General features: G+C 66.6%; 12 protein-coding genes. All 12 read left to right on the plus strand.

Translation table 11 applies throughout. The features are described 5' to 3' along the window. Positions 1–80: 80 nt before the first annotated feature. The 12 genes from ACIQ1T_RS05660 to lpxD all read left to right on the plus strand — a co-directional run bounded on the left by ACIQ1T_RS05660 (position 81) and on the right by lpxD (position 12,489). Positions 81–677, plus strand: a complete 597-nt coding sequence (locus tag ACIQ1T_RS05660) for a DUF4142 domain-containing protein (protein WP_395943555.1) — start codon at positions 81–83, stop codon at positions 675–677. A 224-nt stretch (positions 678–901) separates the two neighbouring features. Beyond that, positions 902–1,786 (plus strand): 30S ribosomal protein S2, encoded by an 885-nt coding sequence (gene rpsB / locus ACIQ1T_RS05665; RefSeq protein ID WP_395943556.1) that lies wholly within the window; start codon positions 902–904, stop codon positions 1,784–1,786. A 104-nt stretch (positions 1,787–1,890) separates the two neighbouring features. Then, complete coding sequence (gene tsf, locus ACIQ1T_RS05670; RefSeq protein ID WP_395943557.1) at positions 1,891–2,832, plus strand: translation elongation factor Ts; 942 nt, start codon at positions 1,891–1,893, stop codon at positions 2,830–2,832. Between the two features lie 126 nt (positions 2,833–2,958). Further along, positions 2,959–3,693, plus strand: a complete 735-nt coding sequence (gene pyrH / locus ACIQ1T_RS05675; protein WP_395943558.1) for a UMP kinase — start codon at positions 2,959–2,961, stop codon at positions 3,691–3,693. Between the two features lie 41 nt (positions 3,694–3,734). Further along, positions 3,735–4,292, plus strand: coding sequence for a ribosome recycling factor (gene frr / locus ACIQ1T_RS05680; RefSeq protein ID WP_395943559.1), 558 nt, complete (start codon positions 3,735–3,737; stop codon positions 4,290–4,292). A gap of 37 nt (positions 4,293–4,329) precedes the next feature. Further along, the gene (gene uppS, locus ACIQ1T_RS05685; protein WP_395943560.1) at positions 4,330–5,088 is read left to right on the plus strand and encodes a polyprenyl diphosphate synthase; all 759 of its coding nucleotides are present in this window, start codon (positions 4,330–4,332) and stop codon (positions 5,086–5,088) included. Between the two features lie 10 nt (positions 5,089–5,098). Beyond that, a complete protein-coding gene (locus ACIQ1T_RS05690; RefSeq protein WP_395943561.1) occupies positions 5,099–5,920 on the plus strand; it encodes a phosphatidate cytidylyltransferase in 822 nt (273 codons plus the stop codon). Next, positions 5,917–7,113 carry a 1-deoxy-D-xylulose-5-phosphate reductoisomerase gene (gene dxr, locus ACIQ1T_RS05695; RefSeq protein ID WP_395943562.1) on the plus strand — a complete coding sequence of 399 codons (1,197 nt, stop codon included), beginning with the start codon at positions 5,917–5,919 and terminating at the stop codon, positions 7,111–7,113. The genes ACIQ1T_RS05690 and dxr overlap by 4 nt, the downstream gene beginning before the upstream one ends. A 24-nt stretch (positions 7,114–7,137) precedes the next feature. After that, positions 7,138–8,355, plus strand: coding sequence for a M50 family metallopeptidase (locus ACIQ1T_RS05700; RefSeq protein ID WP_395943563.1), 1,218 nt, complete (start codon positions 7,138–7,140; stop codon positions 8,353–8,355). 29 nt (positions 8,356–8,384) lie between these two features. Beyond that, positions 8,385–10,826 (plus strand): outer membrane protein assembly factor BamA, encoded by a 2,442-nt coding sequence (gene bamA / locus ACIQ1T_RS05705; RefSeq protein WP_395943564.1) that lies wholly within the window; start codon positions 8,385–8,387, stop codon positions 10,824–10,826. Positions 10,827–10,862: 36 nt separating this feature from the next. Beyond that, on the plus strand, positions 10,863–11,468 hold the full coding sequence (locus ACIQ1T_RS05710; protein ID WP_395943565.1) for an OmpH family outer membrane protein: 606 nt from the start codon (positions 10,863–10,865) through the stop codon (positions 11,466–11,468). Between the two features lie 7 nt (positions 11,469–11,475). Continuing rightward, on the plus strand, positions 11,476–12,489 hold the full coding sequence (lpxD, locus tag ACIQ1T_RS05715) for a UDP-3-O-(3-hydroxymyristoyl)glucosamine N-acyltransferase (protein ID WP_395943566.1): 1,014 nt from the start codon (positions 11,476–11,478) through the stop codon (positions 12,487–12,489).

Consider the following 12,489-nt stretch of genomic DNA (forward strand, 5'->3'; position numbering starts at 1 on the left):
GCTTATGGTCAAGCTATTGAATTCACGGAACCTCACGCCAGCGTGAAGGGTTCTGTCGGCTCAATAGGGAGACCATTTCAATGAAAAATCTCGTCCTCGCCAGCGTCGCATCCCTGGCCCTTCTCGGCGCCTGCAACCAGGGCGGCGACAGCGCCGGCCAGAACGCCGACGAAGCGGTCAACGCGACCCAGGACGCCGCTTCCGGCGTCGTCGGCCAGACCTCGGCGGCCACCATGGGCGCCAATTCGGTCGATGGTTTCGTCACCGGCCTGGCCACTGGCAACCTGTACGAACTGGAGGCCGCCAAGGTCGCCGCCGACAAGGCGACCGACGCCGACGTCAAGGCTCTGGCCGCCATGATCGACAAGGATCACACGGCCGCAGGCGAGAAGCTGGCCGCCGCAGCGCCGGCCGCAGCGCCGAACGTCGCCATCCCAACGACCTTGGACGAGCGCCGCAAGGGGCTGATCGACAATCTGAAGGCCGCCACGGCCGCCGACTTCGACAAGGTCTATCTGGAGCAGCAGGTCGCCGCCCACAACGAGACCCTGACCCTGCTGAACGGCTTCTCGGACAATACCGACGCGCCGGCCCTGGCGACCCTGGCCCGCGAACTGGTCCCGACCGTGACCGCCCACCGCGACCGGGCCAAGGCCCTGCTGGACGCGATGGCCTAGGCGACGATCCCGAACGCATCGAAAGACGGTCCCGACAGGGGCCGTCTTTTTGCGTTTTCCCACGCGGCGCTTGCTATTGCGGCCCATCCCGCCTACATGGCCCCCGCATTTCGCAACGCGGGTGAGGCGCGCTTCGGGGAGAAATCCCGAGACGCTCCATTCCGAGGGTCGTCAGACCTTTAATCCCCCGCGCCACGTTTGATCGGAAAAAGGACTGAACGATCATGGCTCTGCCTGAATTCTCGATGCGCACCCTGCTTGAAGCAGGCGCCCACTTCGGCCACCAGACGCACCGCTGGAACCCGAAGATGGACCGCTACATCTTCGGCTCGCGCTCGAACATCCACATCATCGACCTGTCGCAGACGATGCCGCTGTTCCACCAGGCTCTGGTGGCCGTGCGCGAAGTCGCCGCCAAGGGCGGTCGCGTCCTGTTCGTCGGCACCAAGCGCCAGGCCGCCGAGCCGGTCGCCGAAGCCGCCAAGCGCTGCGCCCAGTACTATATGAACAACCGTTGGCTGGGTGGCACTCTGACCAACTGGCGCACCGTCTCGGGCTCGATCGCTCGCCTGCGCGAGCTGGAAGGCATCCTCGAGAACGGCGGCGAAGGCCGCGTCAAGAAGGAGCTGCTGAACCTGCAGCGCGAGAAGGACAAGCTGGAACTGTCGCTGGGCGGCATCAAGGACATGGGTTCGATCCCGGACATCATGTTCGTGATCGACACCAACAAGGAAGCGATCGCGATCCAGGAAGCCCGCAAGCTGAACATCCCGATCATCGCCATCCTGGACACCAACTCGGACCCGGACGGCATCACCTATCCGGTCCCCGGCAACGACGACGCCGCCCGCGCCATCCAGACCTACTGCGACCTGATCGCCGACGCCGTCCTGGACGGTCTGGCCGCCGGCGCCTCGGCTTCGGGCGTGGACCTGGGCGCTTCGGAAGCTCCGGTCGAGCCGATGCTGCGTGAAGCCTCGGCCCCGGTCGCCGCCGAAGCCGCACCGGCCGGTACGGAATCGGTCGCCGCCGAGCTGCTGGCCTCGGACGACGCTTCGGCCAATACCGAAGCCCTGGACGCGGTCGAGACCGAACAGGCTGCGGGCTGATCGCCCGGCGGCCTTCAATCTGAAGGCCGTGCGTTGAACTGACACACGGCCGGGCTAAGTCAGCCCGGCCGTTCCCACATACGAAATCCCCCAAGGAGAAGAACATGGCCGAGATCACTGCCGCCCTCGTGAAGGAACTTCGCGAGCGTTCGGGCGTCGGCATGATGGACTGCAAGAAGGCGCTGGTCGAAAACGACGGCAACATCGAAGCAGCGATCGACTGGCTGCGCGCCAAGGGCCTGTCCAAGGCCGCCAAGAAGGCTGACCGCGTCGCCGCTGAAGGCCTGGTCGCCGTGGCGTCCAAGGAAGACGGCAAGGGCGAAGTCGCCGCCGCCATCGAGTTCAACGCGGAAACCGACTTCGTCGCCCGTAACGAGCTGTTCCAGAACGCCGCCAAGTCGTTCGCCCAGCTGGGTCTGGACCACCACACGGTCGAAGCCCTGCACGGCGCCGAACTGGAAACCGGCAAGACGGTCCAGGACGAAGTGACCAACATGATCGCCACCATCGGCGAAAACATGCAACTGCGCCGCGCCGCCCGCCTGTCGGTGTCGGAAGGCGTCGTCTCGACCTACGTCCATAACGCGGTGTCGCCGGGCGTGGGCCGTATCGGCGTCCTGGTCGCCCTGGAAGGCGAGGGCGACAAGACCGCCCTGCGCGAACTGGGCCGCAAGATCGCCATGCACGTCGCCGCGACGGCGCCGCTGTCGCTGAACACCGACGACCTGGACCCGGCCGCCATCGAGAAGGAACGCACCGTCCTGACCGAAAAGGCCAAGGAAGAAGGTCGCCCGGAAGCCATGATCGCCAAGATCGTGGAAGGCCAGATCAACAAGTTCCAGAAGGACGTCGTGCTGTCCAAGCAGCCGTTCGTCATGGATCCGGACGTGACCATCGAACAACTGGTCGCCAACTCGGCCAAGGAACTGGGCTCTTCCAACCTGCACCTGGCCGGCTTTGTCCGCCTGGCGCTGGGTGAAGGCGTCGAGAAGGTCGAAGGCCCCGACTTCGCGTCGGAAGTGGCCTCGATGATGGGCGGCAACTAAGCCCCATCCCCTCATTCTTGAGGGATTTGCATCAGAAGGGCGCGTTCGGCTTTATGGCCGGCGCGCCCTTCGTCTATAAGAAGTCGCCTGATTCAATGGCGCCGCACACATAACGGACCCCTCCGCATGCCCGACGCCCCCTCGAACTTCCGCTACAAGCGCGTCCTGCTGAAGGTTTCCGGCGAGGTGCTGATGGGCGATCAGTCCTTCGGCGTCGACATGAAGACCGTGGACACGGTCGCCAAGGCGGTGGCCCAGGTGGCCGCCGAGGGCGTCGAGATCTGCCTGGTCATCGGCGGCGGCAACATCTTCCGCGGCCTGTCCAAGGCGGCGGCGGGCATGGAGCGCGCCCAGGCCGACTACATGGGCATGCTGGCCACCATCATGAACGCCCTGGCGATGCAGTCGGCGCTGGAGAAGATCGGCGTCTCGACCCGTGTGCAGAGCGCCATTCCGATGGCCGCCATCGCCGAACCCTACATTCGCCGCCGGGCCCTGCGTCATCTCGAGAAGGGCCGGGTGGTGATCTTCGCCGCCGGTGTCGGCGCGCCCTTCTTCACCACCGATTCGGGCGCCGCCCTGCGCGCCGCCGAAATGGGCTGCGACGCCCTGCTGAAAGGCACCAGCGTCGACGGCGTCTATACCGCCGACCCCAAGAAGGATCCGACCGCGACGCGTTACGACACCCTGACCTACCAGGACGTCCTGGCCAAGGACTTGCGGGTCATGGACGCGTCCGCCATCGCCATGATGCGCGACACGGGCATTCCGATCGTCGTCTTCTCGATCCGCGAAGACGACTCGCTGCGCCGGACCCTGACGGGCGAGGGCACCTGCACGATCATCCAGGATCCCGCCTGATCGTGCGGACGACCAGTTAAGAGACGAGAGAGACCAAGACCATGGCCAAGCCTGATGTGAAGACCTACCGCGACCGGATGGACAAGTCGGTCGCCGCGCTGAAGGAAGAATTCGGCGGCCTGCGCACCGGGCGCGCCAACGCCGGCCTGCTGGAGCCCGTGCGGGTCGAGGCCTATGGCTCGGCCTCGCCGCTGACCGCCGTCGCCGCCATCAGCGTGCCCGAGCCGCGCATGATCTCGGTCAGCGTCTGGGACAAGTCCATGGTCATCGCGGTCGACAAGGCCATCCGCAACGCCAACCTGGGCCTCAACCCCATCGTCGACGGCCAGACGCTGCGCATCCCGGTGCCGCCGCTCACCGAGGAGCGCCGCAAGGATCTGGTCAAGCTGGCCGGTAAATACTCCGAGCAGCAGAAGATCGCCGTGCGCAACGTGCGCCGCGACGCCAACGACGACCTGAAGAAGGCCGAGAAGGCGGGCGAGATCAGCCAGGATGAGCAGAAGAAGATGGAGACCGAGGTCCAGAAGGAGACCGACGCGGCCATCAAGCGCATCGACGAGGCCTTGAAGACCAAGGAACAAGAGATCATGCAGGTCTGAGGCGGAACGGCTTGGGCCTGAAGGGATCGCACGACAGATGACGGCAGACAGCGCCGCGCCTTCAGGCTCGCGTCCGGACGGACCGCGCCATGTCGCCATCATCATGGACGGCAACGGGCGCTGGGCGAAGGCGCGGGGCCTGCCGCGCGCCCTGGGGCATCGCGAAGGCGTGCAGGCGCTGAAACGCACCATCCAGGCCGCGCCCGATTTCGGCATCCGGTGCCTGACGGTGTTCGGCTTCTCGACCGAGAACTGGAGCCGTCCGGCCGAGGAGGTCTCGGATTTGATGGGCCTGGTGCGGACCTATGTGACCAGCGATCTGGCCCGGCTGGAGAAGGCAGGCGTTCGCCTGCGCATCCTGGGCCGGCGCGAGGGCCTGCCGACCGACATCGCCGCCATCATCGACAGGGCCGAGGCCCAGACGGCCCACAACGACAAATTCATCCTGCAGGTGGCCTTCAACTACGGCGGTCGCGCGGACCTGGTCGACGCCGCGCGTCGGCATATGGCGCGGGTGGCGGCCGGCGAGACGACCGAGCCCTTGACCGAAGAGAGCTTCGGCGCCGGCCTGGCCACGGCTGGATCCCCGCCGCTGGATCTGATCATCCGCACCTCGGGCGAGCAGCGGCTGTCGAACTTCCTGCTGTGGGAAGCCGCCTACGCCGAACTGGTTTTCCAGGACATCCTGTGGCCCGACTACGGGTCGAAGGCGCTGGGGGAGGCGGTCGCCGCCTTTGGTCAGCGCGAGCGTCGCTACGGCGGGCGCGAGGTCGCGTCCGCGCGCGCGTCCGCGTGATGGTCGACTGATGGCGGTCAAGGGACGGGACATTGCCCTGCGGGCGGCATCGGCCGCCGTGCTGGGGCCGGCGGCGGTGGCGGCGACCTGGATCGGGGGCGTGTGGTTCCTGGGGCTGATCGTGGCCGCGAGCATCGTCCTGGCCTTCGAGTGGGCGGCGATGAGCGCCCCCAATGCGCGACGCCTCATCGGCGGCGCCGTCAGTTTCGGCGTCGTGGCGGCGGTGATCAGCGCTCATTTCGGGGCCATGTCGGTCGCCTTCGTCATGCTGGTGTTCGGGGCTGCGGCGGCGGGGCTTTACGCCCGCGGCCGGGGACAGCAGGCGCTGGATGCGGCCTATGGCGTCCTCTATCTCGGCTGGCCGTCCGTGCTGCTGATCTGGCTGCGCGACGTCGACAGTACGGTCGGGCTGCACTGGACGGTGCTGGTCTTCGCCGTGACCTGGTCGGCCGACATCCTGGCCTATCTGGCCGGTTCGACCTTCGGCGGGCCGAAACTGTGGCCCAGCTATTCGCCCAACAAGACCTGGTCCGGCTTCGTCGGCGGCATCCTGGCCGGCGCCGTCGCCGGGGCGGCCATGACCGCCTGGTTCGACATGGGGCGTCTGACCGTCTTCTGGGGCGCCGTCCTGGGCCTGGCCGCCGCGCTGGCGACCATGGGCGGCGACCTGTGGGAGTCGGGGCTGAAGCGCCGGTTCGGGGTCAAGGACGCGGGCAACACCATTCCCGGGCACGGCGGTCTGCTTGACCGGGTTGACGGCCTGATGTTCGCGGTCGTGGTGGTGGCGGCCGGGCGGCTGCTGGTCGTCATGCTGGAAAAGGGCGCGTCGTGATCCATCGCCGCATCACGGTGCTGGGCTCGACCGGTTCGGTCGGGTCCTCGACCTTGGACCTGATGGAGCAGGCCGAGGTCACGGGGACGGGGGGCTTCGAGGTCGAGGCCCTGACCGGGGGCGCCAATATCGCCAAGCTGGCCGAACAGGCGCGGCGCTGGAGGCCGAAGCTGGCGGTGACCGCCGATCCTGAAAGGCTGGACGACCTGCGCGCGGCCCTTGCCGGAACGGGGGTCGAGGCGGCGGCGGGCGAGGCGGCGATCGTCGAGGCGGCGACGCGGCCGGCCGACTGGATCATGGCTTCCATCGTCGGGGCGGCGGGACTGAAATCAGCCTGGGCGGCGGCGGAGACCGGCGCGATCCTGGCCCTGGCCAACAAGGAGAGCCTGGTCTGCTGCGGCCCCGCGCTGATCGATCGCGTGGGGCGGGCCGGGGGACGGCTGATCCCGGTCGATTCCGAGCATTCCGCCATATTTCAGGTGTTTCCGGCCGAGGCGCCCGAGCGGGTGTCGAAACTGGTGCTGACCGCCTCGGGCGGACCGTTCCGCCAGACGCCGCGCGAACGGATGATCGGCATCACGCCGGAACAGGCTGTGGCCCACCCGAACTGGAGCATGGGCGCCAAGATCTCGGTCGACAGCGCCACCATGGCCAACAAGGGCCTGGAGATGATCGAGGCGGCCTATCTGTTCAACATGACCGAGGAGCGGATCGACGTGGTGGTCCATCCCGAATCGATCATCCACAGCCTTGTGGAATATGTGGACGGATCGACCCTGGCCCAGATGGGGCCGCCGGACATGCGCACCCCGATCGCCTGCGCCCTGGCCTGGCCCGACCGGATCGCCTGGCCGGCGCCGAAGCTGGATCTGGCGGCTCTGGGCAAGCTGACGTTCGAGGCGCCCGATCTGGCGCGCTTCCCGGCGCTTGATCTGGCCCGGCAGGCGCTGAAGGCGGGAGGCGCGGCGCCCGCCGTGTTCAACGCCGCCAACGAGGTCGCGGCCTTCGCATTTCTTGACCGAAAGCTGGCCTTTCTCAATATTGCCGCAGTCGTCGCCGAAACCCTTGAGCGTGCGACGAAAGCGGGGATGGTTTTCGGTTCTGGAGACGCCTGCGGCGCGGCCCTTTCGGTCGATGCCGAGGTTCGTCTGATGGCCGGTTCCATAATCGCCGGACTGGCGAACGCGGCCTGATCGGCCAGGGGAGAAGATTTTCGAATGCTGGGCGCCCTGGGTCAGATCCTGATCTACATCGTGCCGTTCCTGCTGGTGCTGACCTTCATCGTCACCATTCATGAGCTGGGTCACTTTCTGGTCGCCCGCGCCTTTGGCGTGAAGGTGGACCGTTTCGCCATCGGCTTCGGCAAGGCGATCTTCAGTCGTATCGACCGCCACGGCATAGAGTGGCGTTTCGGCTGGGCCCCGCTGGGCGGCTATGTCAAGTTCTCGGGCGACCTGGACGCTTCCAGCGTGCCGGACCAGGCGGGGCTGGCCGAATTGCGCCAGCGGGTCATCGCCGAGAGCGGACCCGGCGCCGAGCGCGACTATTTCCACTTCAAGCCGGTGTGGCAGCGCGCTCTGATCGTGGCCGCCGGCCCGGTCGCCAACTTCATTCTGGCCATCACCATTTTCGCCGTCGTCTTCATGACCATGGGCGCGCAGATCCGCCCGGCGCGAGTGGCGCAGATTCAAGCCGGTTCGCCGGCCGCCGCCGCGGGCTTCCAGGTCGGCGACCTGATCACAGGCGTGAACGGCAAGACGATCGAGGACGGCGGCGAGGTGACCCAGGCGGTCATGCTGTCGACCGGCGATCCCGTCCGCTTCACCGTCGAGCGCGGCGACCGGACCGTGGAACTGGTCGCCACCCCGGAGCGCCGCGAGGAGAACGACCCCATCGCCGGCCGGATCAAGGTGGGCCGCATCGGACTGGGCCTGGGATCGACCCGCGCCGACGTGCGCCATGTCCGCTATGGCCCTGTGGACGCCGTGGTCGAGGGCGTGCGTCAGACCGGCGACGTGATCGGCTCGACCCTGACCTATCTCGGACGGCTGGTGACGGGACGCGAGTCGGGTGATCAGTTCAGCGGCCCTCTGGGCATCGCCAAGGCCACAGGTTCACTGACGACGGCGGCGGTTGAGGCCAATCCGGCACCCGAAGCCATCGCCATCAACCTTCTGCTGACGCTTACGACCTTCGCCGCCATACTTTCGATCGGAATCGGCTTTCTAAACCTGCTGCCCATTCCTGTTCTGGACGGCGGCCACCTGCTTTTCTACGGCTATGAAGCCGTGGCGCGGCAGCCCGTGGCGGCGCGGTATCAGGAGATGGGCTATCGCGCAGGTCTTGCGCTTCTGGCGGGATTTATGTTGTTCGCGACGTGGAACGACCTACAGAAGCTCAACATCTTCCAATTCCTCGGCGGGCTCGTCTCGTGAGCCGACGCCAGCCCCCGATGGTTTTCAGAATGAACGACATGAATTCTCGCGCCGCCGTCCGACTGGGCGCCCGTTCCAGCCTCCTTGCGCTGGCCGTCGCCGCCGGCTTCGCCGCGCCCGTGCTGGCCCAGACTGCGCCGGCCCAGACCGCGCCCGCCGCTCCGGCGCCTCAGGCCGCCCCCGCGCCGGCTGACGGTCAACCGCCGCGCGTCGAGATCGCCGCCCCTCAGTCTCTGACGGTCAACCGCATCATTGTGCAGGGTGCGCAGCGAATCGACCAGACCACGGTCCTGTCCTATCTGCCGATCCGTCCGGGCGACACGGTCGACGCCTCGGTCCTCGATGTCGCGGTCCGCACCCTGTCGCGCACCGGCCTGTTCGCCGATGTGCAACTGGGCGTTCAGAACGGCGACCTGATCGTCCAGATCGTCGAGAACCCGATCATCAACCAGGTCGTGTTCGAGGGGAACAGCGCCCTGTCGCAGGACAAGCTGACCAAGGAAGTGACCCTGCAGCCGCGCGGCATCTACACCCGCGCCAAGGTGCAGGAAGACGTCGGCGCCATCGTCGAACTGTACCGCCTGCAAGGCCGCATCTCCGCGACCGTAACCCCCAAACTGGTCCAGCTGGAGCAGAACCGCGTCGACGTGATCTTCGAGATCAACGAAGGCGCCGCGACCGGCATCAGCGCCATCAACGTCCTGGGCAACCACGCCTTCTCCGATCGCGACGTACGCGACGTGATGGTGACCGAGCGGTCGCAGTGGTGGAAATTCTTCTCCAACAACGACAACTACGATCCGAACCGGCTCGAGTATGATCAGGAGCAGCTTCGGAAGTTCTACACCAACCGGGGCTTCTACGATTTCCGCATCATCTCGTCGGTGGCCGAGCTCCAGCCCGACGATCAGGCCTTCCAGCTGACCCTGACCCTGAACGAAGGCGACAAGTACAATTTCGGCAAAGTCGACGTCATCACCCAGAATGACCGCTTGAACGCCGAGTTCCTGAAGGCCCTGGTGCCGATCCGCGAGGGCCAGCTCTACGAGAGCGACAAGATCGAACAGGCGGTCGACGCCCTGACGTTCGCGGCCGGTTCGGCCGGTTACGCCTTCGTCGAGATCAATCCGACCTATCGCGCCAATCCGGACACCGACACGGTGGACGTGACCTTCAACGTCTCCGAAGGCCAGCGCGTCTACATCGACCGCATCAATGTGGTCGGCAACACCCGCACCATCGACCCGGTCATCCGTCGCGAACTGATGCTGACCGAAGGCGACGCCTTCAACCGCGCCCTGATGGAGCGGTCGCGCAACAACCTGCGCGCCCTGGGCTTCTTCAAGGACGTGACGGTCGAGGAGACGCGCGGTAGCGCGCCGGACCGTTCGGTCATCAACGTCAATGTCGAGGAACAGCCCACCGGCGAACTGTCGGTCGGCGCCGGCTTCTCTTCGGTCGACTCCTTCACCGTCAACCTGGGCATTTCCGAGCGGAACTTCCGCGGCCGGGGCCAGAACGTCGTCGCCCGGATGGAATGGGGGTCGCTGCGCCAGCAGGTCGATTTCCGGTTCACCGAACCCAAGTTCCTGGGGCGTGACCTGCGGGCCGGTTTCGACCTGTTCCACTCGCGTTACGACCTGAGCGAATATTCGTCCTACGACTACCGCTCCACCGGCGGGGGACTGCGCCTGTCGTATCCGTTGAACGGCAATATGCTGCTCAGCACGCGCTACTTCCTGAAGTCGGACGAGATCATCGTTCCCACCGGTTACTGCAACACGACCGGAAGCGGGTCGTCGGCGCTGTGCGACCAGGTCGGCAGCTACATCAACTCGTCGATCGGCTATACGCTGCAGATGAACTACACCAATGACCCCGTGCGCCCGACGCGCGGCTGGTCGGGCTCGCTGCGTCAGGACTTCGCCGGCATCGGCGGCGACGTAAACTACGTGAAGACCGAAGCGGATGCGGCCTGGTATTATGGCCTGACGCCTCAGTGGATCGTCAGCGTTCAGGGATCGACCGGCTATGTCAGCGGCTGGAACGGCGATCCCATCCGGATCAACGACCGGTTCTTCAAGGGCGGCAACAGCTTCCGTGGCTTCGAGACGGCCGGCATGGGGCCGCGCGACCTGGATACGACCGACGCTCTGGGCGGCAATTTCTACGCCATCGGCACTGTCGAACTGACCCTGCCGAACTATCTGCCCGAACAGTACGGCATCAAGACCTCGCTGTTCGCCGACGTCGGCACCCTGGGCGCCCTGGACGACCGTTACAAGCTGACCTCCACCGGTACGCTCGATACGTCCATCGCGGACGAGCTGTCGCTGCGGGCCTCGGCCGGTGTCAGCATCCACTGGAAGTCGCCGATGGGCCCCATCCGGTTCGACATCTCCAAGGTTCTGTCCAAGCAAGACTACGACAAGACGGAATCCTTCCGCTTCTCGACCTCCACCCAGTTCTAAGGAAGCGACGCAAAAGCGCTCGCACGAGGATTATCCATGAAAGCTCTGATCATCGCCGCCACGGCCGCCGCTTCTCTGGTCGCCACCGCCGCCTCGGCCCAACAGGCCGCTGCGCCCGCCAACCCGGGTCCGGTCATCCCGGGCGTCTGCGTCTATTACAACGCCCGCCTGCTGGCCCAATCGGCCGCCGGCCAAGCCGTTGAAGCGCGCATGCAGCAACTCGCCCAGGAAGTTCAGGGCGAACTCCAGCCCTACGCCACTGCGATCCAGACCGAGGCCCAGCAGCTCCAGACCTCGGGCGCCAGCCTGCCGGCCGACCAACTGCAACAGCGCCGCCAGGCCCTGCAGCAACGCGCCCAGGAGGCCCAACAGCTGGAAGGCACGCGCGAGAACGAGCTGCGCTACACCCTGGCCATGCAGCGTCAGGCCATCACCGAGGCCGTGTCGCCGATCCTGACCGCCCTGTACCAGGAGAAGGGCTGCGGCCTGCTGCTGGACCGCGAGAGCGTCTTCATGATGAACCCGGCCATGGACATCACCGAGACCGCCATCCAGCGTCTGAACACGGCCCTGCCGACCCTGTCGTTCAACCGCATGCCGGTGCCGGCGCAGCAGTCGCAACAGCCGGCCGCCGCCAACTAAGGTCGATATGCCCGATACCCGCTTCTTCGAAACCCTCGCGTCCCTGACCGTCGCCGAACTGGCGGCCCGGATCGGAGGCGAGGTCGAGAGGGGCGGGGACCGGACCATCGCATCCGTCGCGCCCCTGTCCTCTGCGGACGGGGGCGCGATCGCGTTTCTGGGCGATCGCAAATTCGCCGCCGCCCTGTCGGCGACGAAGGCGGGCTGTGTGATCGTGCCGGCCGAGGCCGTGGCGTCCGCGCCGTCCGAGGCCGCCGTCATCGTCTCACGCACGCCCCAGGCGTCCTGGGCCATGGCCTCGGCGCTGTTGCACCGCCCGGTCACGCTGGACCGCGCCATTCCGGCCTCGGAGGCCGTCGAAGACGACAGCGTGGTCGTGGAGCCGGGCGTGGTCCTGGGCGAGGGCGTTCGCATCGGGCGCGGCACGCGCGTCTGCGCCAACACCGTCATCGGTCCGGGCGTGCAGATCGGCCGCGACTGCATCATCGGCGCGAACGTCACCGTCGGCTTCGCCCTGGTGGGCGACCGGGTGAAGCTGTATGCGGGCGCGCGTATCGGCGAGGCGGGCTTCGGCGCGACCGGCACGGCCGCCGGCGCCATGGACATTCCCCAACTGGGACGTGTCATCCTGCAGGACGGGGTGACGGTCGGCGCCAACTCGTGCATCGATCGCGGCGCCTACGACGACACCGTCATCGGCGAGAACACCAAGATCGATAATCTGGTCATGGTGGGCCACAACTGCGTCATCGGCCGCAACAATCTGATGGCCGCCAACACCGGCATATCGGGATCGGTCACCAGCGGCGACAACGTCATCTTCGGCGGCAAGGCCGGGATCGGCGATCACATCACCATCGGCGAGGGCGCGCGCGTGGCGGCCGGCGCAGGGGTGCTGGCCGACATTCCGGCGGGCGAAACCTGGTCGGGTTATCCGGCGCGTCCGATCCGACAGTTCTTGCGCGAGACGATCTGGCTCGCCAAACAGGCCTCCTCAAAGAAGGCCCCGAAGGAATCATAG

The sequence above is a fragment of the Brevundimonas sp. genome (assembly GCF_044336875.1).
Lineage (GTDB): Bacteria > Pseudomonadota > Alphaproteobacteria > Caulobacterales > Caulobacteraceae > Brevundimonas.

Excerpts from the sequence above, each read along its gene's own strand:
- ACIQ1T_RS05660 (WP_395943555.1), top strand. The coding sequence starts at position 81 with ATGAAAAATCTCGTCCTCGCCAGCGTCGCATCCCTGGCCCTTCTCGGC.
- rpsB (WP_395943556.1), top strand. The coding sequence starts at position 902 with ATGGCTCTGCCTGAATTCTCGATGCGCACCCTGCTTGAAGCAGGCGCC.
- tsf (WP_395943557.1), top strand. The coding sequence starts at position 1,891 with ATGGCCGAGATCACTGCCGCCCTCGTGAAGGAACTTCGCGAGCGTTCG.
- pyrH (WP_395943558.1), top strand. The coding sequence starts at position 2,959 with ATGCCCGACGCCCCCTCGAACTTCCGCTACAAGCGCGTCCTGCTGAAG.
- frr (WP_395943559.1), top strand. The coding sequence starts at position 3,735 with ATGGCCAAGCCTGATGTGAAGACCTACCGCGACCGGATGGACAAGTCG.
- uppS (WP_395943560.1), top strand. The coding sequence starts at position 4,330 with ATGACGGCAGACAGCGCCGCGCCTTCAGGCTCGCGTCCGGACGGACCG.
- ACIQ1T_RS05690 (WP_395943561.1), top strand. The coding sequence starts at position 5,099 with ATGGCGGTCAAGGGACGGGACATTGCCCTGCGGGCGGCATCGGCCGCC.
- ACIQ1T_RS05700 (WP_395943563.1), top strand. The coding sequence starts at position 7,138 with ATGCTGGGCGCCCTGGGTCAGATCCTGATCTACATCGTGCCGTTCCTG.
- bamA (WP_395943564.1), top strand. The coding sequence starts at position 8,385 with ATGAACGACATGAATTCTCGCGCCGCCGTCCGACTGGGCGCCCGTTCC.
- ACIQ1T_RS05710 (WP_395943565.1), top strand. The coding sequence starts at position 10,863 with ATGAAAGCTCTGATCATCGCCGCCACGGCCGCCGCTTCTCTGGTCGCC.
- lpxD (WP_395943566.1), top strand. The coding sequence starts at position 11,476 with ATGCCCGATACCCGCTTCTTCGAAACCCTCGCGTCCCTGACCGTCGCC.